The sequence below is a fragment of the Bradyrhizobium iriomotense genome, from assembly GCF_030160715.1.
In the GTDB taxonomy this organism is placed as follows: Bacteria; Pseudomonadota; Alphaproteobacteria; order Rhizobiales; family Xanthobacteraceae; genus Bradyrhizobium; species Bradyrhizobium iriomotense.
On record NZ_BSOW01000006.1, the window covers coordinates 192,803 to 215,191 of the forward strand.

Consider the following 22,389-nt stretch of genomic DNA (forward strand, 5'->3'; position numbering starts at 1 on the left):
TGCTCCTGTTCAGCTCCGCAACTGGCCGCCATCGGCCACCATCACGCTGCCGGTGATGAAGGCGGCACGCGGCGAGGCGAGAAAGGCGACGAGGTCTGCGACCTCCTCGGGTCTGCCGAGCCGGCGCAGTGCCACCTCGCGTTGGAGCATGTCGTCGACGGCTTGCTCGTTTTCGGCGATCTTGTGCGCCCAGGTTCCGTCAGCGGCGAGAATATTGCCGGGCGCCACGGCGTTGATGCGGATGCCTTCGAGCGCGAGTGGCCGTGCCAGCCCGCGCACCGTCGCGTTCAGCGCAGCCTTTGCGGCATAGTAGGTGACGGGCGCACCGATTGCAGCCATGCCGGCGATCGAGGAGATGCAGATGATGGCGCGGTCGCCGCTGCCGCGCGCCATCAACGGACGCGCGGCTTCGATCATGTTGGTCGCGGCGAACAGATTGAGGTCCATCACCCGCGACCATTCCGCCGCGGTTTCCTTGCCGGGCGGAACGGAAGTGCCGTTGCCGACGTTGCAGACGAGGATGTCGATCTGGCCCCATTGCTTTTCGACATCCTGGGCCAGTGCGCTTGCGGCGGCCGGATCGGTGACGTCCGCCACATGAATCGAAGTGTTGCCGCTAATCGTCGCGCGGGCCGCATGCAGCGCGTCCGCCCCGCGCGCGGCAAGCGCTACTTTTGTGCCTTCGGACGCGAGCGTCGTCGCGATCGCAAGCCCGATCCCCCGGCTGGCGCCGGTGACGAGCGCGACGCGGTTCTCGAGCTCGAGCTTCATCGCGCGGCGTCCTCGATCCAGCCCACGGTCATGTCGCGATACCTGGCAAGGGCGCCGGCGTGGTCGCCATCGGCGGCGCGTGCGGTCTGCAGGATGTATTGGCCCTTGTAGCCGGAGCGCTCAATCAGCCGGATCGTCTTGGCGAGGTCTGCGCTCCCCGTGCCGAGCGGCACCGTCGTGCCGCCGCGAATGCGATCCTTCACATGCACGTTGAGAATGCGCGGCGCGTAGGCCGCGATCTCCTCGTCGCTGTCATAGCCGAGCGAGGCGCTGTTGCCGCTGTCGTAATTGATGCCAAACATTTCGGCCGGAAAGGCCTCCATGAAGCGGGCGAGCTCGCGCGGCGGCAGATCGGATTCGAAGACGATCTTGACGTTCTGCGTCGTGAGCGCCTCGCGGCGGGCGAGCAGCACCCGCTTGAGCGTATCGCTCTCGCTCTCGCGCTCGATCTTGCCGTTGTCGACCAGCGGAATCACGACGAATTCGATGCCGAGCCGGCTACAGGCGGCGAGCAGGAGGTCGAGGTCGGCAACGAGCGCGTCGCGCACGACGGCGTCGACCTTCCAGAACGGCGCCTGCATGAAGCAGTCGCCCGTCAGGCTCGGAATGCGCACGCCGTTCTCGCGCGACAGCGCGATGATCTCGTTCTGACCCTGTGCGGTCATCAGTGGATTTTCGCGCAACCGCTCCTGGTCGATGGTCCATTCCATCCGCGTGAGGCCAAGCGCCTTCGCGCGCGAAAATTCCTCGCGCCATTCGTCCCAGGGGAACGCCTGGATCTTGCCGTCGACCAGCGCCGACAGCCTGCCTTGCATGAAGCCGATGCGTTCGAGCGTTGCGGTCACGGTTTCCTGTCCGAGCTGATGGCGAGGCCTTTGGTGGTCCAGCCGCCGTCGACGAAGAGTTCCTGGCCGGTCACATAGCATGATGCTTGCGATGCCAGGAAAACGGCGGCGCCGACCATGTCGGCAGGCTCGCCCCAGCGCCCGAGCATGGTGTGGCGGCGCCGGTCTTCATGCATCGCCGGATCGGCAAAGCTCTTTGCGGTCATCTCGGTCGCGACATAGCCGGGCGCCAGCGCATTGACGCGAATGCCGTCGGCAGCGAAGTCGGCGGCAAGCGCGCGCGTCAGCCCGGCGAGGCCCGCCTTCGCTGCGACATAGCCGGGATTGCCCGGGAAGCCGCGCACTGAGTTGATACTGGTGACATTGATGATCGAGCCGCCGGCCGTCTTCATCAGCGGATGGGCGGCGAGGATGGTCGCATAGACGCCGGTGAGATCGGTCGCGACCGTGCTGCGGAAGCGCGCGAGCTCGCTCTCGGCGCTTTGGGCGGGAAGGCTGATGCCGGCCGCGTTGACCAGCACGTCGAGCCGTCCGTGCTGCGCGCTGACGTTGCCGAACGCATGCGCGATCGCGGCATCGTCGGCGAGATCGCAGGCGATCGGCGTCACGCCCTGCGGCGCGGTGCCGGAGCGGCTGAGCCCGAAGACGTCGGCGCCGGCATCCTTCAGGCCGGCCGCGATCGCAGCTCCGATACCGCGCGAGGCGCCGGTGACGACCGCGATCTTGCCGGCAAGCGAGAAGGCGCTGAGGTCAGGCATAGCCGTAAGCCTGAATGATCGCGGCGCAGAGCTTGACGTCCTCGGGTCGGTCGATCTGGAACATCTTGTGACGCTCCATCACGTGAAAGCCGATCTTGCCGCCCAGGCGGTTGTTCTGCTCGCGCAGGAGCGAGGGGATCAGGACGTAGAACGAGCCGTTTTCGAGATAGCGCTTCTCGATCTGCTGCCGCATGCGGCGGTTGCGGAAGTCGTAGTTGATCGGCTCTGGTCCGCCCGTGCCGATCCGCCAGTTGAAATAGTCCTCGACCTCGCAGACCGAGAGCAGGCTGTCGAGCTCTTCCCGCTCGAAGGTATCAAGCGCCTCTTCGATATCGCGGGCCTCGCGGATCGGAGAGGTCGCCTGGAGCGCGACGATGCGCTCGAAGCGGCCCATGCGCTCGTCGATCGCGTCGAGCGCGTGCAGCCAGGCGGATTCGGACGAGGCGAGATCGCCGGAGATGTCGTCTGGGCGGCGCACGCCGACGGCGCCGGCCGCTTCGGCTGCGGCCAAAATCGTGTCGCTGTCGGAGGACACCGCCACCACGTCGACGCCGCGCGCCGCGCGCGCCTGCTCGACTGTCCAGGCGATCAGCGGCTTGCCGCAGAGATCGAGCAGGTTCTTGTGCGGAATGCCCTTGGAACCGCCACGTGCGGCGATCACGGCCAGCGTCTTGCGCGCCATCAGATGTGCCCCTCAAGCCGCTCGAGCGCCGTCCAGAAGCCTTCGCCCATGTTCTTGTGGCCCTGCCAGATTTCCGGAATGAAGGACGCGCCGGGCGCATGCTTGCGCAGGACATCGCCGACCTCATCGAAATCGATCTCGCCTTCGCCGACCTGGAGGCCTTCGCCGTCCAGCCCCTTGGCGTCGCCGAAATGCAGATGCGCGGTGTGCGGGCCGAGCTGTGCCAGGCCTTGCACGAAGTCGAAGCCGAAATGATTGGCGGCGAGCTTCGTGTGGGAGATGTCGACGCACATCCGCAGATCATGCTTGGCGCAGAACGCCGCAGACTCCTCGGGGAAGATGAAGATGTTCTGGTGACGCTGTCCGCCGAAATGCCAGGGGAACGGCGCCATGGTCTGCGGCGTCAGCTCGACGCCGTCCATGTCGAGCTCCTTCAGGCTTTGCGCAAAGATGCGGTAGCGTTCAGCCTTCTCTGCCGGCGGCAGCGGCTCATCCATGGTGAAACCGCCGATATTGGCGACGATCGGAGGGCGCTTCGTCTTCGGAAAGAATTTCTTCAGGCCGCGGGTGATGTCGATCACCGCCTGTGTCTGCTCGAGCGAGTAGCGCCGCAGCGTCTCGTCGGGCGTCGCGAGATCCATCAGCTTGGAGCCAGCGAACAGCTCCGGTGCATGCACGACGAAGCCGAGATCGTAGGTGCCGGACAGATAGGCCGCCGGATCGCGCTCCATGTCGCTATAGCTGAGATGGAACTCGATGATGTCGGGCTCGCAGATTTCGAGGAAGCGCTCGGTGTCGTGATAGCGCACCGGGACGCCCCACGGCCGGTCGAAGCGGTAGCGCCGGGCTTTCGCGGCGCCCTCGTCGAGGTCGCTCTGAAAGAAATAATCGTCCGCGGCCATCTTCCGCTTGAGGACCTTGCCGATCAGCGCCGGCATTTTCAGCGGCGACAGACCCTGGCCCGGGCTCTTCACGGCAATATCATCGTCGGAAATGACGGTGCCGGGCGCGATGTCGCGCGCGGCGACGAGGCTCTTGGCGAGGTTCTCGCGGTTGATCAATTCGCCCTGGCTGAGCGCACGCTCGGCAAGCTTCTCGCCGCGCGCCGCTTCCACCTCGCGGATGCCGGCGACGAGTGCCTTGAATTCCTCCGGCTCCAGGCTTGCAGCATGGTCCGGGCCTTCCATCTCGCGGTCGAGCGTGATGTGGCGCTCGATCACGACGGCGCCGAGTGCCACCGCTGCCGTCGACACCGCGGTGCCGCGCTCATGCCCTGAGTAGCCGACGATCGGGTGGATATCCCGCAGCGTCTGCATGAAGCGCAGATGGATGTTGTGCAGCGCCGCCGGGTAGGTGCTCTGGCAATGCAGGAGCACGTAGCTCGCCTTGCGGTCGTCGAGAAATTTCGCCGCGGTCCTGATTTCGTCCGTCGTGCTCATGCCGGTCGAGACGATCAGCGTCTTGCGGGTCGCGGTCAGCTTGGCGAGCAGCGGAAGGTTGGTGAGGTCGGCGGAAGCGACCTTGTAGGCAGCAACGCCAAAGCCTTCGAGCGCCGCGACGCTCTTGGCGTCCCAGGGTGTGCAGAGATACTGAATGCCCTTCGAGGCGCAGTAGTCGGCGATCTTCTTCTGCTGCTCCGTTGTCAACTCGAACCGGCGGAGCAGGTCGAGCGTGTATTCGACGGCGAGGTCGTCGTCCTTTCCGGACAGCGAGGAAGCGCGGTAGACCTCGTCGAGCTTGCGCATCTGGAACTTGGCACAATCCGCGCCGGCCGCGACCGCAGCATCGACCAGCGCGATGGCTCGGTCGAAATCGCCGTTGTGGTTGTTGCCGATCTCGGCGATCACGTAACAGGGCTCGCCATCGCCGACCAGGCGGTCGCCGATGCGGATCGGGGCGGTCTTATGGGGCGAAGTCATCAACAATCTCGTCTCACTCGTCGGCCGGCCGGGCCGGGAAGCGCGATTTCCAGGTCCTGAGGCCGTTCTCCTCGAACATGATGCGCGCACAACGCAGGCCTTTCTGCTCCAGCGCGGAGATCAGCGGGTAGCGCTCGAACGGGCGCACGAAAAACATGAAATAACCGCCGCCGCCGGCACCTAGCAGTTTTCCGCCGACCGCACCGTGCAACTTGGCGAAGTCATAGATATCGTCGAGCTCGTTCGAGGAGATCTTGGAACTCAGCTTGCGCTTGGCGTGCCAAGCCTCGTCGATCAGTCGGCCGCATTCGAGAAGCCGGCCGCGCAGGAGATGCTTGCGAATCTCGCGTGTCACTTCCTTCTGCTTGGCGGCGGCGGCGACTGCATCCGAGGTCTCGTGCTGCGCCTTCTGGTCGCGGTGGATTGCGCCGGAGTCATGACCCGAGCCGGTGTAGCAGAGCACCAGGCTCTCCTCGAGCTCGGCGATGATGTTGGAATCGAGGCGCAGCGGCACGATGGTGTTCTGGTCTGACGAGAACTCCATGTGATTGAAGCCGCCGAACACGGTGGCGTATTGATCCTGCCAGCCGCCGGGGATGTTCAGCATCAGCCGCTCGGCCTGGAATGCCATCTCCGCGATCTCGTGGCGGTCCCACTGGTCGCCGCGGAATTCGTTGAAGCAGCCGATGATCGCCGAGGACACCACGGCCGAGCCGCCGAGCCCCGAGCCGACCGGAAAATCGGCGGAGACCTCGAGCTCGAAGCCGTAAGTAGGCTTGATCAGGCGGATCACCGATCTGATCAAGGCGAGATCGCCGCCCGCGCCGAGCTCGGCGAGACTGTCTGCTTCGACCGTGCAGCGGAAGTCGTGCGAGTAGATCCGGATCCGGCCATCGCTGCGTCGCCTGAGCGTCGCATGGGCGTACATCTTGATCGTGGCGTTGATGACCGCGCCGCCGTCGTTCGCTACGAAGTAGTGGGTGAGGTCCGTGCCGCCGCCGGAAAAGCTGATGCGCACCGGAGAGCGGGCGCGCGCGAACACCTCGCTCTCTTCCGACAGGTTGAACAGCTCGCGGCTGAACACGTCGACCAGCCGATCCTCGGCGTCGAGGATCGGAACCACGTGGACACGCTGATCGAGCAGTTTGAGGATTTGCTCGCGCGGTCCGCCGGCACGCGCCCAGACGAAGTTGCGATTGACGCAGGCTGCGACGCTGTCGTGGATGGTGATACCGGTCAACATCCGCCTGCGGATGTCACCGTCCGTCACCGCGCCGACGATCTTCCCACCGGCATCCTGCGCAAACAGGATACCGAGCATGTTCGCGTTGAGGCGGCGAAAGGCCTCCTCAATTGTCTCGGTCTCCGCGATGATGACGAGAGTTCGCTCAAGCACGTCTAAAGGTCCGGAAAAGGCCGATTCCGCGGTCGCAACCAGGACGCGGATTAATCTGCTAATACGGTAGCCCTTGGGGCGATGCAAGGTTCCCGGTCAGCCAGGCTCAGATATATGATCGAGCTCACGAAATCGCCGCGGTGACGTGTTGAAGACCGATGCGAATCTCGTGGCCCGTAGCACGCACCGGGGGCCTGTTAGAGAATGTCAGCGCTCGTCGGCGATCACCTTGCCGTCGTTCGGCAGCGCGCCCGGACTCACCAGCTCGACATTGCCACCGAGCTTCGTCACCGCGCGTAGCGTAGCGGCGATCTCCTCGCGGAGCGCCTCGCTGACCGCCGCCGTCTCGGCCTTCAACGTCATCGCATCCGTCTCGCGCTCGCGGGTGACGACGAGGCGCAGGCGGCCGAGCGCGGGATGACGCTTGCCGATCTCGGCGATCTGCTCGGGGCGGACGAACATGCCCTTGACCTTGGTGGTCTGGTCGGCGCGACCCATCCAGCCCTTGATGCGCATGTTGGTGCGGCCGCAGGAGCTTCTGCCCGGCAACGCCGCGGTGAGGTCGCCGAGCGCAAGGCGGATCCAGGGATGATGCGGGTCGAGCGAGGTCACCACGATCTCGCCGACGTCTCCCGCCGCAACGGGATCGCCGGTGCCCGGCTTGACGATCTCCAGGATCAGGTCCTCGTTGACGACCATGCCTTCGCGCGCCTCGGTCTCGAAGGCGATGAGGCCGAGATCGGCGGTGCCGAACGCCTGGTAGGCGTCGATGCCGCGCGCCTTGATCTCGTCCTGGAGCGAGGCTGGAAAGGCGGCGCCCGAGACCAGCGCGCGCCTGATCGAGGAGACATCGCGCCCCGCGCTTGCGGCGCCATCGAGCAGGATCTTCAGAAAGTCCGGCGTGCCGCTATAGCCGATCGGTCGGTAGGCCTCGATCAGTTCGAACTGCGCTTCCGCGTTGCCCGGGCCTGCCGGGATCACCGCGCAGCCAAGCGCCCGCGCGGAGGTGTCGAAAATGAAGCCGCCGGGGGTCAGATGGTAGCCGAATGTGTTGAGCACGACGTCGCCGGGCCGAAAACCCGCGGCGAATAACGCTCGCGCCCCTCGCCAGGGGTCGGCCTGGGTTCCCTCCGGCTCGAAGATCGGTCCGGGCGAGGTGAAGAGCCGTGCGAATGCCCCGGGCGGATGTGCCACGAAGCCGCCGAAGGGCAGGGAGGCCTTGTGCAGGGCCGGCAGTTCCGACTTGCGCAGCACCGGGAGTTGCGCCAGCGCCGCCCGTGAGGTCACGGAGGCCGGCTCGAAGCCCTTCAGGCGCTCGGCATAGGCCGGTGCGGCCATGGCATGGTGCAGGATGCCCGGCAGGCGCGAGAACAGCTCGGCCTCGCGCTCGTCAGGCGCACGCGTCTCAAGGGCGTCGTAATGGGCGGTCATGGCTGGTCCTCAACTGGTTCGCATCCGTTGCGCCGCCCCGCGCGCGTCGCTATCAGGGCGGCAGCCGGAGCTGGAGAAGGTGGAATGGCCAACGAACAGGGGATCACGACGGAGGAGGCCGCCGATGTCGTCGCCAGGTTGAAGCGGCGGATGATCGACGAGGCGCTGCCGTTGTGGTCGGGCGAGGGCTGGGATGCCGCCTCGGGCGGCTTCATCGACCGGCTGCACAAGGATGGCACGGCGGATCGCGCGGCGCCGCGCCGGGTGTTCGTGCAGGCCCGCCAGATCTACTGCTACGCCAAAGCCGCGCAGATGGGCTGGTATCCGGAAGGCCGTGCGATCGCGCTGAAGGGGATGGAGCACATGCTGGCGCGCGCCAAGGCGCCGGACGGCCGTCCCGGTTATGTGCACCGACTGACGCCGGAGGGCACCGTGCTGGACGGCAAGCGCGACGCCTACGACCACGCCTTCATCCTGCTTGCGCTTGCGACCGTCTACGCGCTGGACAAGGACGCGCAGGTTCGCGCTGAGATCGACGCGCTGCTCGCCTTTATCGACGCGCATCTGCGCTCGCCGCATGGCGGAGTTCACGAGAGCCTGCCGCCCGCGATGCCGCGCCGACAGAATCCGCACATGCATTTGTTCGAGTCGATGATCGCGTGCTTTGACGCGACGCACGATCTGTCGTTCCAGAACCGCGCCGGCGAGTTCTTCGCGTTGTTTCTCGCCAATCTCTACGACAAGCAGAAGCGCGTGCTCGGCGAATATTTCGAGGAGGACTGGTCCAGAATCGAGCCGGTTAGCGTCGAGCCCGGGCACCAGGCCGAATGGGTGTGGCTGTTGAAGGGCTTTGAACGCATCACCGGCTGCCCGACCGCACGGTATCGCGCCGAGCTCCTGGAGACGGCGGTGCGCTGTCACGACACCGCGACGGGCTGTCTCATCGATGAGGCCGACGTCGACGGCAACATCCGCCGGCATTCGCGGCGGCTGTGGCCGCAGACCGAGATCGCGAAAGCCTGGATCGCGCAGGCCGAATCCGGTGAGACGGGCGCGGCGGACAAGGCGCGCGCGGCGCTGGTGCGGCTGGAACGGCACTATCTCAGCCATCCCGTGAGGGGCGGCTGGTATGATCAGTTCGACCGCGAAGGCAAGTCGCTGGTCGAGACCATTCCTGCGTCGTCGTTCTATCATGTTCTCTGCGCGGTGACGGAAGCCGAGCAAGTGCTGGCCTAGGAGGATCGGTTCTGATTCCAGAACCAAGCCTGATTTGTTTTGACGCGTTTTCTTCACGCGAACCGGTTTCCACTTCGCTCGAAAACGCTTTGGATGCTCACAGCCAGCGCTTGCGCCGCTTGAAGCTCTTGAGGTTCTTGAAGCTCTTGCGTTGGTCGCCGGCGCCGCCGAGGTAGAACTCCTTGACGTCCTCGTTGTCGCGCAGCTCGTCGGCGGTGCCGTCGAGCACGACCTTGCCCTGCTCCATGATGTAGCCGTGGCTCGCGACCGAGAGCGCGGCGCGGGCGTTCTGCTCGACCAGCAGGATGGTGACACCGAGGTCGCGATTGATCTTCTTGATGATCGCGAAGACCTCTTTGACGAGCAGCGGCGACAACCCCATCGACGGCTCGTCCATCAAGATCATCTTCGGGCGCGCCATCAGCGCGCGACCGATCGCGAGCATCTGCTGCTCGCCGCCCGAGAGATAGCCGGCAAGGCCCGTGCGCTCCTTCAGGCGCGGGAAATAGTTGAAGACCATGTCGAGATCGGCGTCGACCTCGCGGTCGCTGCGGGTGAAGGCGCCGAGCTTGAGGTTTTCGAGCGAGGTCATGTCGGCGACGATGCGCCGGCCCTCCATCACCTGGAAGATGCCGCGGCGAACGATCTTGTCGGGATCGATGCCGGCGATAGCGGAGCCGTCGAACATGATCTCGCCGCGCGTGACCTCACCGTCCTCGGTCTTGAGCAGGCCGGAGATCGCCTTCAGCGTCGTCGACTTGCCGGCGCCATTGGCGCCCAGCAGCGCCACGATCGCGCCCTTCGGCACCTCGAGGCTCAAGCCCCGCAGCACCAGGATGACGTCGTCGTAGACGACCTCGATGTTGCGCACGCTGAGCAGCGGCGGTGGAACGACGCTCGGGGAGGGGCGCTCGATATGAGCCACGTCACTCATGGTCAGTTACTCTCTCGATGTCGTCACCCGCCTTGTGCGCAATCGCGCACTGGGGCGGGTGACCCAGTATTCCAGAGACGCCCGACGTTCCCTGAGAAGCCGCGGCGTACCGGATCCCCCGCCTTCGCGGGGGATGACAGGTGCGTGTGGGGCGTTAGCGCCGCTCACCATCCGAACCATTCCGGCTTGCGCGGCAGCTCGACGGTCTTCACCTTCTCGAGCTTGATCGTGCCCTTGGCCATGAGGTCATTGAGGTCGCCGTCGGTCGCACCCGTCACCTTGGCGCGATAGAGGTCGACCTTCATCGTGCCGCGGTGATCCTTCTCGGTGTAGGTCGAGGGATTGCAGACGCCCTCCATGCCCGCCGGCACCCAGTCCTTCTTCTGGTAGTAGCCCTTGGCGACGTTCTCGCCGGTCGCGCCGCCGTTCTTGGCGGCCCAGTCCAGCGCCTCCTTCATGTACATCGCCGAACACACGGCTGCGACGTAGTGCACGGGGCGATAGACCTTGCCGGTCGGGTCCGACATCTTCGAGATTTCCATCACCGTCTTCATGCCAGGCGCGTCGCCGCCCCAGCTCACGGAGGTACGCAAGGGAAAGATCACGCCGTCGGCGGCATCGCCTGCGGTCTTGGCGGCGTTCTCGTCCATGCCCCAGACATTACCGAGGAACTGGATGTCGATGCCGGCCGACTTGCAGGCCTTCATCACCGAGATGTTGGAGGCTGCGGTATTGCCGAGATAGGCGTAGTTGGCGCCCGACGACTTCAGGCTCAGGCATTGCGCGCTGTAGTCGCCCGGCGTCAGCGCGAACACCAGCGGCGGCAGCACCTCGAAGCCGAGCTCCTGCGCCAGCGCCTCGCCGGCCGCCTTCGGCGCGTTCGGGTAGGGGTGGTTCGCACCCATATGGACGAACTTCGGCTTGCCGCCCTTGCCCTTGGCCTTCCAGTCGTCCGCAGCCCACATCAGCATCGCTCGCAGTGCATCCGAATAGGTCGGGCCGTAGAAGAAATTATAGGGCGCGGCCTTCGCCTTGCCGCTGGTGCCTTCGGGATCGGTCAGCGCGGCGGCATAGGAGCCGGACATGTCGGGGATCTTGTCCTGCGCGAGGAAGCCGGTCAGCGCCTCGGTGTCGGCCGTGCCCCAGCCCATGATCGCCGCGACCTTGGTGTCGGGTGCCGACCACTTCTTGTACAGCGCGATCGCGCGCGGCACCTGATAGCCGTAATCATTGGTGTCGAGGTTGAGCTGCTTGCCGCCGACGCCGCCGCTCTTGTTGATCCAGGCAAACGTGTCGGCGACGGCCTGGCCGTAGGGAGTGCCGACATCGGATGTGCCGCCGGAATAATCGGCGAGATGACCGATCGCGATCTGCGCCTGCGCGCTGGCCGAAAAGGCTGCGATCGCAAGCGCGAGCGATGCGGTGCCCAAAAGGGATTTTGTCTTCATTGGTTGGTTCCTCCTGTTATCGTTTTGGTCGAGTAACCCGCGCTCAATGCGAGAACGGGTAGAGTTTCCAGTAAGCCTTGATCTGCCGCCAGCGATGCGCGAGCCCATCTGGCTCGAACATCAGGAACGCGATGATGATGAGCCCGATCGCGATCTCGCGGAGGAAGGTGATGTTGGTGTTGAGAGACAGCGCGTGGTCGATGGCGCCGCCCTTCAGGTGCAGGCTGAGCCATTCCATCGATTCCGGCAGCAGCACCACGAAGGCGGTGCCCATCAGGGTGCCCATGATCGAGCCGGTGCCGCCGATGATGATCATGGCGAGGAACAGGATCGAGCGCTCGATGCCGAACCCCTCCTGCGAGACAACCTGCTGGTAGTGCGCATAGAGCGCACCGGCGATGCCTGCGAAGAAGGCGGCCAGCGCAAACGACAGCGTGCGGTATTTCGTCAGGTTGATGCCCATGATCTCCGCGGAGAGATAGTGGTCGCGGATCGCGACCAGCGCCCTGCCGTCGCGCGTGCGCATCAGATTGGTGACGAGGATGTAGCTCGCGAGCACGTAAGCCAGCACGACGTAGAAATATTGCTTATCGCCGCGCAGCGTATAGCCGAAGATCGAGAACGGTTCGGCGCTGGCCGGCACCGAGCCGCCGGAGAACCATTCGGCGCGAGAGAAGAAGTCGAGCAGGATGTATTGCGCCGCGAGCGTCGCGATGACGAGATAGAGCCCCTTCAGCCGCGCCGCCGGAATGCCGAAGACCAAGCCGACGAGCGCGGTGACGATGCCGGCGAGCGGGATCGCGAAGAACACCGGGATCGGCGCGTTGTTGGAGATATAGGCCGAGGTGAAGGCGCCGAGCAGGAAGAAGGCAGCGTGCCCGATCGAGATCTGGCCGGTGAAGCCGACCAGGATGTTGAGGCCAAGCGCCGCGATCGAGAAGATGCCGATCTGGATCAGGATGCTGAGCCAGTATCCGCCGAAGAATTGCGGTGCAAGGCAGAGCAGGAGCACGCCGGCAATCGCAAAGTTGCGGCTGGTCTTGGTCGGGAAGATCGTGGTGTCGGCCGCGTAGGTCGTGCGGAAATCACCAGCAGGGATGAGGGCAGGGCCGGCCATGGTCAAATCCGCTCGATGTCGTGGGTGCCGAACAGGCCGTAAGGCTTGATCATCAGCACGATGATGAGGACGTAGAACGGCGCGATCTCGTAGAGATTGCCCCAGTGCAGATACTGGCTGTCGACGTATTGCGCGATGTTCTCGAGAAGTCCGATGATGATGCCGCCGAGCACGGCGCCGCCGACCGAGTCCAGCCCGCCGAGGATCGCCGCCGGAAACACCTTGATGCCGTAGGCCGCCAGTCCCGACGACACGCCGTTCACCACGGCGACGACGACGCCGGCGACCGCCGACACCGTCGCCGAGATCGCCCAGGCCATCGCGAACACGCTTTTCACGGAAATGCCGAGCGACTGCGCGACCTGCTGGTTGAACGCGGTTGCCCGCATCGCAAGGCCGTATTTGGAGGCGCGGAAGAACCAGGCCATGCCGATCATCATCGCGACCGAGACCACGAGGCTCATGATGTAGACGGTCTGGATCTGAAGCCCGAGCAGGTTCACCGACTGGCTTTCGAACACGCGCGGGAACGGCTGCGGGTTGACGCCGAACATCCACTTCAGCGCGGCCTGGAACACGGTGGAAAGGCCGATCGTCACCATGATCACCGAGATGATCGGCTCGCCGATCATCGGCCTGAGGATCAGCACCTGGATCGCGATGCCGAAGACGAACATGAAGACGAGCGTCATCGGCATGCCGATCCAGAACGGGACCTGGTATTTTGCGAGCAGCGCCCAGCACACCCAGGCGCCGACCAGCAGCAATTCACCTTGCGCGAAGTTGACGACCTGCGTCGCCTTGTAGATCAGCACAAACGACATCGCGACGACACCATAGAGCGTGCCGACCACGAGGCCGTTGACCAGGAGCTGGATGAGGAATGCGGTGTTCATGTCGATATCCGCGCAAAAAGCAGATGCGATGACGCTGCACCCTCTCCCCTTGTGGGAGAGGGTGGCTTCGCGGAGCGAAGCCGGGTGAGGGGTTGTCTCCGCACTGACGGTGCGGAGAGAGGACCCCTCACCGTGAGGCTGTGGCTGATGGCGGTGATGCCCTCTCCCACAAGGGGAGAGGGCGCATCGGCTGGCATCGCATCTTGGGCAGGAACTGACGTCACTCCGCGGCCTCCGCCATGTGGCCATGCCCACCCAGGTCCACCACCCGCAGCGTGGTGCGGACGCGCTGGGTGGTGCCGTCCTGGAAGCGGATCACGGTGTCGACGGGGATGTTGGCGTCGCCGCGATAGATCGCGTCGATGATATCTGCATACTTCTCGTTGATGACGCCGCGGCGCACTTTTCTCGTGCGGGTGAGCTCGCCGTCGTCGGCGTCGAGCTCCTTGTAGAGCAGGAGGAAGCGCGAGATGCGCTGCGCCGGCGGTAAGGTCGCGTTGACCGTCTCGACCTCCTTCTGAAGCAGCTGATACACCTCGGGCCGCGAGGCGAGGTCGCTGTAGGTCGTGAAGGAGAGGCGGCTCTTCTCCGCCCATTTCGAGATGATGGAGTAGCGGATGCAGATCATGGTCGCGAGCGCGTCGCGGCCCGCGCCGAGCACGACGGCCTCCGCGATATAGGGCGAGAATTTGAGCTTGTTCTCGATGAATTGCGGCGAGAAGCGCTCGCCGCGCGAGGTCTCGGCGAGATCCTTGATCCGGTCGATGACCACGAGCTGCCTGTTGTCGTTGAAATAGCCGGCGTCACCCGAGAGCATCCAGCCATCCCTGATGTCGGCGACGCTTGCCTCGGGGTTCTTGTAGTAGCCCAGGAACATGTTGGGATGCCGCACCACGATCTCGCCGACGCCATGAATATCGGCATTGTCGATCCGGATCTCGATCTCATCGGACATGGGAACGCCGGTGGTGTCGGGATCGACCTTGCCTTCCGGGTGCAGCGTGTAGGCCCCTAACAGCTCCGTCTGGCCGTACAGCGTGCGCAATGGCACGCCCATCGCCTGGAAGAACTTGAAGGTGTCAGGCCCAAGCGCGGCACCGCCGGTTGCAGCCGAGCGCAGCCGGGTGAAGCCGAGGCGGTCGCGCAACGCGCGAAACAGGACCATGTCGGCGAGGGTCGAATGCCTGCCGTGCGCAAGCGCAGCCAGCCCACTCTTCATGCCGAGCTCGAACAGGCTCTGCTTGAATGGCGTCGCGTCCATCACCTTGGCGCGGACGTCGGCGGCGATCGACTCCCATACGCGCGGCGCAAAGAGCACGAACGTCGGCGCGATCTCGCGCAGATCGTTCATCATGGTGTCGGGCTCTTCGACGAAATTGATCTTCATCCGGCAGAGCAGGCCTTTGCCGAGCACGTAGACCTGCTCCATGATCCAGGGTAGCGGCAGCACGGAGACGTATTCGTCGTCCGGCCCTTTTGGATCGAACGAAAGATAGGTAGCGCAGTGGCCGAGCACGCGGCCGGCGGCGAGCATCGCGAGCTTGGGATGCGAGGTGGTGCCGGACGTCGTGCAGAGGATCGCGACGTCGTCGCCCCTGGTCGCATCCACGAGCTTGTCGTAAAGCTCCGGCTCGCGTGCGGCGCGCGCACGGCCGAGTTCGGCGAGATTTTCGGCCGGCATCAGCCGCGGATCATCATATTTCCGCATGCCGCGCGGATCGGAATAGATGATGTGCTTCAGTTTTGGCACGCGATCCGCAAGCCCCAAGAGCTTGTCGACCTGCTCCTCGTCCTCGGCGAAGACGAGCTGCGCCTCGCCATAGTTGAGGAGATAGGAGGCCTCTTCGTCCAGCACGTCGCGGTACAGCCCGAGGCTCAAGCCGCCGATCGCGTGCGTTGCCACTTCGGCGGCGACCCAGTCGGGCCGGTTGTCGCCGATGATGCCGATGACGTCGCCACGCCCAAGGCCCAGCTCGACGAGGCCGAGGGCGAAATCGCGCACCCGCCTCTGGTAGTCACTCCAGGTGAAGAGACGCCAGAGCCCAAAATCCTTCTCGCGCAGCGCGACCTCGCTGCCGTGCTCCTTCGCATTCAGCCGCAGAAGTTTCGGATAGGTGTCGGCCTGCGCGACGCGCCCTGCATAGTCCATCATGCCGCGCACTCCGGAGCAGCGGGCTTGTCGTCGGGATCGACCAGCACCTCGTCCTCTTCGCCGAGATAGGCGCGCTTGACGTGGGGATCGGCCAGCACCGCGGCCGGATCGCCCTCGGCGATCTTGCGGCCGAAATCCAGCACCATCACGCGATGGGAAATATCCATCACCACGCCCATGTCGTGCTCGATCATCACCACCGTCATCCCGAACTCCTCGTTGAGATCGACGATGTAGCGGGCCATGTCCTCCTTCTCCTCGAAGTTCATGCCGGCCATCGGCTCGTCGAGAAGAATGAGGCGCGGCTCCAGCGCCATGGCGCGCGCCAGCTCGACGCGCTTGCGCAGGCCGTAGGGCAGGGTGCCGGCTTGCGCCTTTCGAACCGATTGCAGGTCGAGGAAGTCGATGATCTCCTCGACCTTGCGGCGGTGCGCGAGCTCCTCCTTGCGCGCGCCGGTCAGCCAATACAGCGAGCCCGTGATGAAGTTATTTTTCAGCAGGTGATGGCGCCCGACCATGATGTTGTCGAGCACGCTCATATGGTGGAACAGCGCCAGATTCTGGAAGGTGCGGCCGATGCCGAGCGAGGCGCGGGCGTTCGGCGTCAATCCCGTGATGTCGCGGTCCTGATAGAGGAGCTGGCCTTCGGTCGGCTTGTAGCGCCCGGAAATGCAGTTCACGATCGAGGTCTTGCCGGCGCCGTTGGGGCCGATGATCGAGAACAGCTCGCCGTCCTTGATGGAAAAGCTGACGTCGGTCAGCGCGCGGACGCCGCCGAACCGCAAGGACACGCCGCGCACTTCAAGACTGGTTGCCACCAATAATTCCCTCCCCGGCGACGGCGCTTTGGCGCTCTTTCGTCCACTTCCTTGGGCCGATCCTATATCGGCCGTTCGGGCGAAACCATGCAGCCGATGGTCCCGGCCCGGTCACGCCACCGGCGTTGTCCCCATTGGGAACAAAAGCCGCATCGCGCGAGGTGGTCCTCAATAGGGTAAAGCGCTATTTTGAAATGTCTTGTGCCTGACAATTCGTCGGCAAAGTTTTTCGCGAGGGCGGGGGCCTGCTTCTTTCGTCGCACGGCGGACGAGGCAGGTTTGTTGCGGTGCAGCAATCGGGTGGGGGTGACGTTACGGTGCGGTTGGCTTCGGGATCATGATTTCAGAGGATCAATTGAAGCGCGTCGCCGCCTGGTCGCGCGAGCTCACGGAGCGTGAGATCGAGGTTGCCCGTGCAGGGATTATCGAAAAATCCTATGTCAACGGCGAGACCGTCTTCATGCGCGGCGACAAGTTCGACTATTGGGCCGGCGTGGTCAGTGGTCTCGCACGGATGGGCGGGGTCTCGCGCGACGGCAAGGAGACGAGCTTGGCGGGCCTCACCGCGGGAGCCTGGTTCGGCGAGGGCAGCGTGCTCAAGAACGAGCCGCGGCGCTACGACGTGGTTGCGCTCCGCGACAGCCGTCTGGCGCTGATGGAGCGCAGCGCTTTCCTCTGGCTGTTCGAGAACAGCGTCGGCTTCAACCGTTTCCTGGTGCGCCAGCTCAACGAACGGCTCGGCCAGTTCATCGGCATGCTCGAGGTCAACCGCACGCTGGATGCAACCGCACGGCTTGCCCGCAGCATCGCCTCGCTGTTCAACCCGATCCTCTATCCGGACTCCAAGACGCATCTGGAGATCACCCAGGAGGAGATCGGCGCACTCTCCGGCATGTCGCGGCAGAACGCGAACCGCGCGCTGAACCGGCTCGAGAAGGAGGGGCTGTTGCGGCTCGAATATGGTGGCGTCACCATCCTCGATGTCGAGCGGCTCCGCGGGTATGGGGATTAGCGCTTGAGCCGCCCATCCGTCATCGCGCATTGGCCGGCGCGTGTGCCGGCCACAGATCGTCGCGCCAGCGCACTGCAATCGCCATCATCGCGATGAACCCCGAGATCGCATACAGCGAGCCCGTCGCCGAATAGCCGATGCGGTCGATCAAGCTGCCCGCTGCGAGCAGTCCGAGCGGCAAGCCGTAGATCACCATCATGCGCACCCCCATCACGCGGCCCCGGAGATGCGCGCTTGCCGCACGCATCAGGATCACGGCGGCTGATATCATCGACATGCTCTGGGCGATGCCGGCGAGCACGAGGCAGGCCATGGCAACCGGCATGGTCCTCAATCCGACGAACACCAGCAGCATCGCATACCAGGCGAGTGTCGCGCCGATCAGAAGCCGGGCGATGCGCAAGCCGCCCACAAGGCTGAGCGTGATCGAGCCGATCAGCGAGCCAACGGCGAAACTCGCCGACAGATAGCCGAGACCGGTCTGATCGGTATGAAAGATGTCGCGCGCGACGAAAGGCAGCAGCCCGTTCGTCAGCGGAAATGCCGTGAGATTGGCCAGGAATGCGACGCAGAGCGCTGCCCTCATCCCAGGGCCATTCCAGGCATAAACGATGCCTTCCTTGAGGTCGCGCAGCAGTCTCGTGCCGGCGCGGTCGTCCGCCGCGCGATGACTTGCGGCAGCGGACTTTGGCGGCCGGGTCAGGCAGAGCATCAGGATCGCGGCCACGAGATAGAGACAGGCGATCGCCACATAAACGAGGCCGATGCCAAGCGCGGCAAACAGGCCGGCGCCGGTCAAGGCGCCGGCGATGCGCGCGCTATCCTGGGTCGTCCGTGACAGGCTGATGGCACCGACCAGTTGTTCGGCCGGCATGATGCTGGCGAGCAGCGCGCCACGAATGCCGAGATCTGAAGGACGAATCAGGCCCATGACCGCGACGATGATCATGACATTGAGCGGCGCCAGATGGCCGGTGAGGGCCAGCGCCATGATGGTCGAAGACAGTGCCGTATAGGCAAGACGCATGGCGACGAGAAGATCCCGGTGACCCATGCGATCTCCGATCATCCCGAATACCGGCGCAGTCAGTGTTCCGACATATTGCAGCGATGCCAGGATGGTGAGCAGCAGCACCGAGCCGGTCTCCACCATGATGTACCAGCCGAGCACCAGCGTCTCCACCTCGAACGCCCAGGAGGTGAGCAGATCGGATGGCCATTGAAAGCGATAGTTGCGGATGCGAAATGGCGCGAGCGCGGAAGGTCGTGCGGCTGTGTTCAAGATGCGAAGACGGGTTTCACGGCGATTCCCTGCCCTTATTATTTTTTCTGTTCGCCAGCGTAGTGCCGGCAACACGCGTGTCAATTGACGCTGCCGCATGCGGCCATGCTCGCCGACAACTCGCGATACACGTGGGGCCGTCTTCCGATACGCCGGTGCACCCGCAGCATCTGCTCGCGGTCCAGCCCGTTTCGTGGAGGGATAGGCGAGCGGCCGCTTGCTCTTCCGGCGCGCCGAGCCCATTCTGGTCCAAACCCTGGACCCATTCGGCAAGGGTCCAGGGGACTCGCGCCGTCGCGGCTTCCGCGAGGTCTTGGGCCACGAGGTCTTGGCCCATGAGGTCTTGGGCCATGAAGTGCTCGGGGTGCAGTTTCGAGGTTCAGAGCGGCTTTGCCTTCTGCCCGAAGTGCGGCACGAAGCAGCCGAACCCGTGCCCTGCCTGCGGCTTTCCATGCGCGCCGGATTTCGCGTATTGCCCGAAATGCGGCGCTCTCGTCTGTGAGGCGCCCCAAGGCGGCGGGCCGGCATCGGTGCGGACGAGCCCGGTGACACTCCCAATCAGGTCGTCCTCGCCACCGCTCGCGCCGACGGCCGAGGCTCAACACGCATTTCGACCGCAGGCGGATAAAATCGATGGCGAGGCAAATCGCCGTACCATCACCGTGCTGTTTGCCGATCTCAGCGGTTTCACTTCGATGAGCGAGCGGCTCGACCCCGAGGTCATGCAGACGCTTCAGAACGAACTGTTCGAGGAGCTGACGGCCGCGGTGCAAAGCTTTGGCGGCTTCGTCGACAAATTCATCGGCGATGCGTTGCTTGCTCTGTTTGGTGCGCCGGCCGCGCACGAGGACGACCCGGAGCGGGCGGTCCGCTCCGCCCTCGACATGATCGGCCGGACGGCGCGCCTCAGCGAGCGCGTGAAGGCGTATGCCGGCTCACCCCTGCTGCTCCATGTCGGCATCAATACCGGGCACGTCGTTGCGGGCGGGCTGGGCGTGGGTGTTGCCAAATCGTACTCGGTGACCGGTGACACGGTGAATACCGCTCAGCGCTTGCAGTCGATGGCGTCTCCCGGCGAGGTGCTGGTCGGACCGTTGACCCACCGTCTGACGCGGCATGCGTTCTCCTACGATTCGCTTGGCGAGGTCTCGCTCAAGGGCAAGATGGGCAGCGTTCTGGTTCACCGTCTGAACGCGCCGCTCGAGGCGCCCCGTGCGGCGCGAGGCCTCGACACGCTAGGCCTCAATGCGCCGCTGGTCGGGCGCGACGCCGAGCTTGCGCGCGTGATCGGCAGCCTCGATCGGGCGTGCGGTGGTGCGGCTCAATTGGTGCGACTGGTCGGCGAAGCCGGTATCGGGAAAACGCGCCTTGTCAACGAATTCGTGGCCCGCATCCGCGATGAGGATCGCTTCGCAGGCGTGGCGATCCGGCAGGCGGTCTGTTCGCCGCTCGGCGAACAATCCTACGGCACACTCGCCGCTGTGCTGCGCAGTGCCTATGGCATCGCACAGAAGGCCGGCGCGGCAGAGGCGGAGGCGAAGGTTGCCGAAGCGCTGTCGGAGCTGGGCCTCGCGGCCGAGGAGGCGGACCGCCTGATGCCGCTCTATTTGCATGTCCTTGGCCTCGGCGACCCCAACGCCGCGCTGAGGCATGTCGAGCCCGAACAACTCCGCCGACAGATCTTTTTCGCGATCCGCACCGTCTTCGAACGCCGCCTCGCTTTATCACCGCTTCTGATCGTCGTCGAGGACCTGCACTGGGCCGATGCCGTGTCGCTTGAAGCGCTGCGGTTTCTGATGGACCGGCTGGAGCGGACGCGGCTGATGCTGTTGTTCACGCATCGGCCAATGCTCGAGCTGGATCAGTTCGGTTCGGGGCGGATCAGCCAAACGACCCTTCGATTGCTCCCGCTTGGTGATGCCGACGGACAAAGGCTGCTCGCGGCCTATTTCAGTCACGGCTGGTGTGAGCCGCCGGGAAATCTGTTCGGTCGTATCCTCGAGCGCGCGAGCGGCAATCCACTTTTCCTCGAGGAAATCATCCGCGGTCTCATCGAGGCCGGCACCCTCGAGCGTGACGGCGCGCAGTGGCGGATCAAGTCGGATGAAGCCGCCGCCGACATCCCGGCAAGCATTCAGGCGCTGTTGCTGGCGCGCCTGGACCGGCTGCCGCAGGAGGTGCGCCGGCTGGCCCAGGAGGCCGCGGTGATCGGCCCGCGCTTTGATGCGGCACTCCTCGGTGCGACGGCAACCGAGCAGGCAAAGGTCGAAGCGGGGATCGAACTTATGTGCGACGCCGAGATCGTCGAGGAGGTCGCGGGCTCGAACTCGATTTCGTTGCGATCCTATCGCTTTACGCAAACCATGCTGCAGGACGTGATCTATCAGAACCTGCTGTTGCAGCGCCGGATCGAGCTCCATGGACGGATCGGTGCCGCTCTCGAGCGGCTCTATGGCAACGAGCCCGAGCGGCTCGAAGACCTCATCCAGCTCGGACATCATTTCAGTTTGAGCGCGAGCAAGCCGAAAGGCGCGCGTTATCTGCGCGAGGCCGGCGATCGCGCTCGCGCGACCTACGCCAATGACGATGCCATCCGTCTCTACCAGCAGGCCCTCGCCGTGTTGTTGACCGGCGGCGAACCGGAGCCGGAACGCCTGGTCCTGTACGAGCGGATCGCGGACCTCAGTGGCGCGGCCGGCCGCCGAAACACGGCCGAGGAGCACTACCAGAGCGCGCTGGAGGGGCACCGCGCCGCTGCGGATCGCATCGGCGAAGCGCGAATTCTTCGCAAGCTGGGGCGGCTATTGTGGGACGCCGGCAAGCGGATCAAGGCAGAGACGCATTACGCCGAGGCGGCTGAACGGCTTGGAGGGATCGACGCGCCCATCGAGTGGGCGCACCTGCTGCAGGAGCGCGGCCGTCTCGCGTTTCGCACCGGCGATCACGTGGCCGCAGCGGGATGGGCAGACGAGGCGCTTGGCTACGCCCGATCCGTGCCGACGGATGCGGACAAGCAGGCCGGACTCGAGGCGGCGCGCGCCACTGCGGAGGCGCTCAACACCAAGGGGGTTGCACTGGCGCGGCTTGGACGACACCAGGAGGCGGTGCGCGAGGTGGAGCAAAGTGTCGCAGCGGCTGAAGCCGCCGGCCTCCTCAACGTCGCCTGTCGTGGCTACACCAATCTCGGTGTGCTCTACACGATTGTCGACCCGGCGAAAGCCGTGGAGGTTTGCCGGCGCGGACTCGATGTCGCGCGTCGTATCGGCGATCTCGGCTTCCAGGCGCGCCTTCTCGCCAATTTTGCCGTTGCCTGTTGCACCTTCACGGACAGATGCACTGACGAGGGGGTTCCGGCTGCCGAAAAAGCGATTGAAATCGACCGTGCGCTCGATCAGCGCGAGCATCTCTCCGTGCCCTTGATCGTGCTTGGGCAAATCCATCAATGCCATTTTCGCCCCGAGCTGGCCGCCCGCTACTACAATGAGGCCATCGAGGTGGCGAGTGAAACCGGCGAGCCGCAGCAGCTCTTTCCATGCTATGATGGTCTTGCGACGCTGAACCTTGATCGAGGCGACATGCCCGAGGCCGAGCGGTATTTCGCGCTCGCACATGATGTCTGCGCCCGGCACGGGCTCGATCCCGCAGGGCTGATCGTACTGCCATTTCTTGACTAGGTCATGTGAAGGAGTTCG

Annotated in this window: 17 protein-coding genes; 3 read left to right on the forward strand and 14 right to left on the reverse strand. The window is 64.8% G+C overall.

Going from position 1 to position 22,389, the window contains the following annotated elements; all coding sequences use genetic code 11:
• Nucleotides 1-9 precede the first annotated feature (9 nt).
• The 7 genes from QQL28_RS11040 to QQL28_RS11070 all read right to left on the reverse strand — a co-directional run bounded on the left by QQL28_RS11040 (nt 10) and on the right by QQL28_RS11070 (nt 7,802).
• A complete protein-coding gene (locus QQL28_RS11040) occupies nt 10-771 on the reverse strand; it encodes an SDR family NAD(P)-dependent oxidoreductase (protein WP_284264735.1) in 762 nt (253 codons plus the stop codon).
• Entirely contained in the window at nt 768-1,616 is an 849-nt protein-coding gene (locus QQL28_RS11045; RefSeq protein WP_284264737.1) for a sugar phosphate isomerase/epimerase family protein, read from the reverse strand. Before QQL28_RS11045 ends, QQL28_RS11040 begins: the two co-directional genes overlap by 4 nt.
• Nucleotides 1,613-2,374, reverse strand: coding sequence for an SDR family oxidoreductase (locus QQL28_RS11050; protein ID WP_284264739.1), 762 nt, complete (start codon nt 2,372-2,374; stop codon nt 1,613-1,615). Before QQL28_RS11050 ends, QQL28_RS11045 begins: the two co-directional genes overlap by 4 nt.
• Entirely contained in the window at nt 2,367-3,056 is a 690-nt protein-coding gene (locus QQL28_RS11055) for an acylneuraminate cytidylyltransferase family protein (protein ID WP_284264742.1), read from the reverse strand. The genes QQL28_RS11050 and QQL28_RS11055 overlap by 8 nt, the downstream gene beginning before the upstream one ends.
• Nucleotides 3,056-4,975 carry an N-acetylneuraminate synthase family protein gene (locus QQL28_RS11060; RefSeq protein WP_284264744.1) on the reverse strand — a complete coding sequence of 640 codons (1,920 nt, stop codon included), beginning with the start codon at nt 4,973-4,975 and terminating at the stop codon, nt 3,056-3,058. Before QQL28_RS11060 ends, QQL28_RS11055 begins: the two co-directional genes overlap by 1 nt.
• Nucleotides 4,976-4,988: 13 nt before the next feature.
• On the reverse strand, nt 4,989-6,371 hold the full coding sequence (locus QQL28_RS11065; RefSeq protein ID WP_284264746.1) for a GHMP family kinase ATP-binding protein: 1,383 nt from the start codon (nt 6,369-6,371) through the stop codon (nt 4,989-4,991).
• Nucleotides 6,372-6,578: 207 nt separating this feature from the next.
• Nucleotides 6,579-7,802, reverse strand: coding sequence for a phenylacetate--CoA ligase family protein (locus QQL28_RS11070; RefSeq protein WP_284264747.1), 1,224 nt, complete (start codon nt 7,800-7,802; stop codon nt 6,579-6,581).
• 84 nt (nt 7,803-7,886) lie between these two features.
• Between QQL28_RS11070 and QQL28_RS11075 the strand changes: the two genes are divergently transcribed.
• On the forward strand, nt 7,887-9,038 hold the full coding sequence (locus QQL28_RS11075) for an AGE family epimerase/isomerase (protein WP_284264749.1): 1,152 nt from the start codon (nt 7,887-7,889) through the stop codon (nt 9,036-9,038).
• 97 nt (nt 9,039-9,135) lie between these two features.
• Here QQL28_RS11075 and QQL28_RS11080 read toward each other — a convergent pair whose 3' ends face one another.
• From QQL28_RS11080 to QQL28_RS11105, 6 genes are all read right to left on the reverse strand, one after another.
• Nucleotides 9,136-9,972, reverse strand: a complete 837-nt coding sequence (locus QQL28_RS11080; protein ID WP_284264751.1) for an ABC transporter ATP-binding protein — start codon at nt 9,970-9,972, stop codon at nt 9,136-9,138.
• A 164-nt stretch (nt 9,973-10,136) separates the two neighbouring features.
• Nucleotides 10,137-11,420 carry an ABC transporter substrate-binding protein gene (locus QQL28_RS11085; RefSeq protein ID WP_284264753.1) on the reverse strand — a complete coding sequence of 428 codons (1,284 nt, stop codon included), beginning with the start codon at nt 11,418-11,420 and terminating at the stop codon, nt 10,137-10,139.
• 43 nt (nt 11,421-11,463) lie between these two features.
• Nucleotides 11,464-12,537, reverse strand: a complete 1,074-nt coding sequence (locus tag QQL28_RS11090) for a branched-chain amino acid ABC transporter permease (RefSeq protein WP_254104706.1) — start codon at nt 12,535-12,537, stop codon at nt 11,464-11,466.
• 2 nt (nt 12,538-12,539) lie between these two features.
• A complete protein-coding gene (locus QQL28_RS11095) occupies nt 12,540-13,433 on the reverse strand; it encodes a branched-chain amino acid ABC transporter permease (RefSeq protein WP_027528551.1) in 894 nt (297 codons plus the stop codon).
• A 220-nt stretch (nt 13,434-13,653) separates the two neighbouring features.
• Nucleotides 13,654-15,585 (reverse strand): long-chain fatty acid--CoA ligase, encoded by a 1,932-nt coding sequence (locus QQL28_RS11100; protein ID WP_284264757.1) that lies wholly within the window; start codon nt 15,583-15,585, stop codon nt 13,654-13,656.
• Nucleotides 15,582-16,403 carry an ABC transporter ATP-binding protein gene (locus tag QQL28_RS11105; RefSeq protein WP_284264760.1) on the reverse strand — a complete coding sequence of 274 codons (822 nt, stop codon included), beginning with the start codon at nt 16,401-16,403 and terminating at the stop codon, nt 15,582-15,584. The genes QQL28_RS11100 and QQL28_RS11105 overlap by 4 nt, the downstream gene beginning before the upstream one ends.
• Before the next feature lie 337 nt (nt 16,404-16,740).
• Between QQL28_RS11105 and QQL28_RS11110 the strand changes: the two genes are divergently transcribed.
• Nucleotides 16,741-17,415 carry a Crp/Fnr family transcriptional regulator gene (locus QQL28_RS11110; protein WP_284264762.1) on the forward strand — a complete coding sequence of 225 codons (675 nt, stop codon included), beginning with the start codon at nt 16,741-16,743 and terminating at the stop codon, nt 17,413-17,415.
• A 19-nt stretch (nt 17,416-17,434) separates the two neighbouring features.
• On the opposite strand, the gene QQL28_RS11115 is transcribed toward QQL28_RS11110, so the two are convergent.
• Entirely contained in the window at nt 17,435-18,697 is a 1,263-nt protein-coding gene (locus QQL28_RS11115) for an MFS transporter (protein WP_284264764.1), read from the reverse strand.
• A 350-nt stretch (nt 18,698-19,047) separates the two neighbouring features.
• Between QQL28_RS11115 and QQL28_RS11120 the strand changes: the two genes are divergently transcribed.
• The gene (locus QQL28_RS11120) at nt 19,048-22,371 is read left to right on the forward strand and encodes an adenylate/guanylate cyclase domain-containing protein (protein WP_284264981.1); all 3,324 of its coding nucleotides are present in this window, start codon (nt 19,048-19,050) and stop codon (nt 22,369-22,371) included.
• The last annotated feature ends 18 nt before the right edge of the window (nt 22,372-22,389 follow it).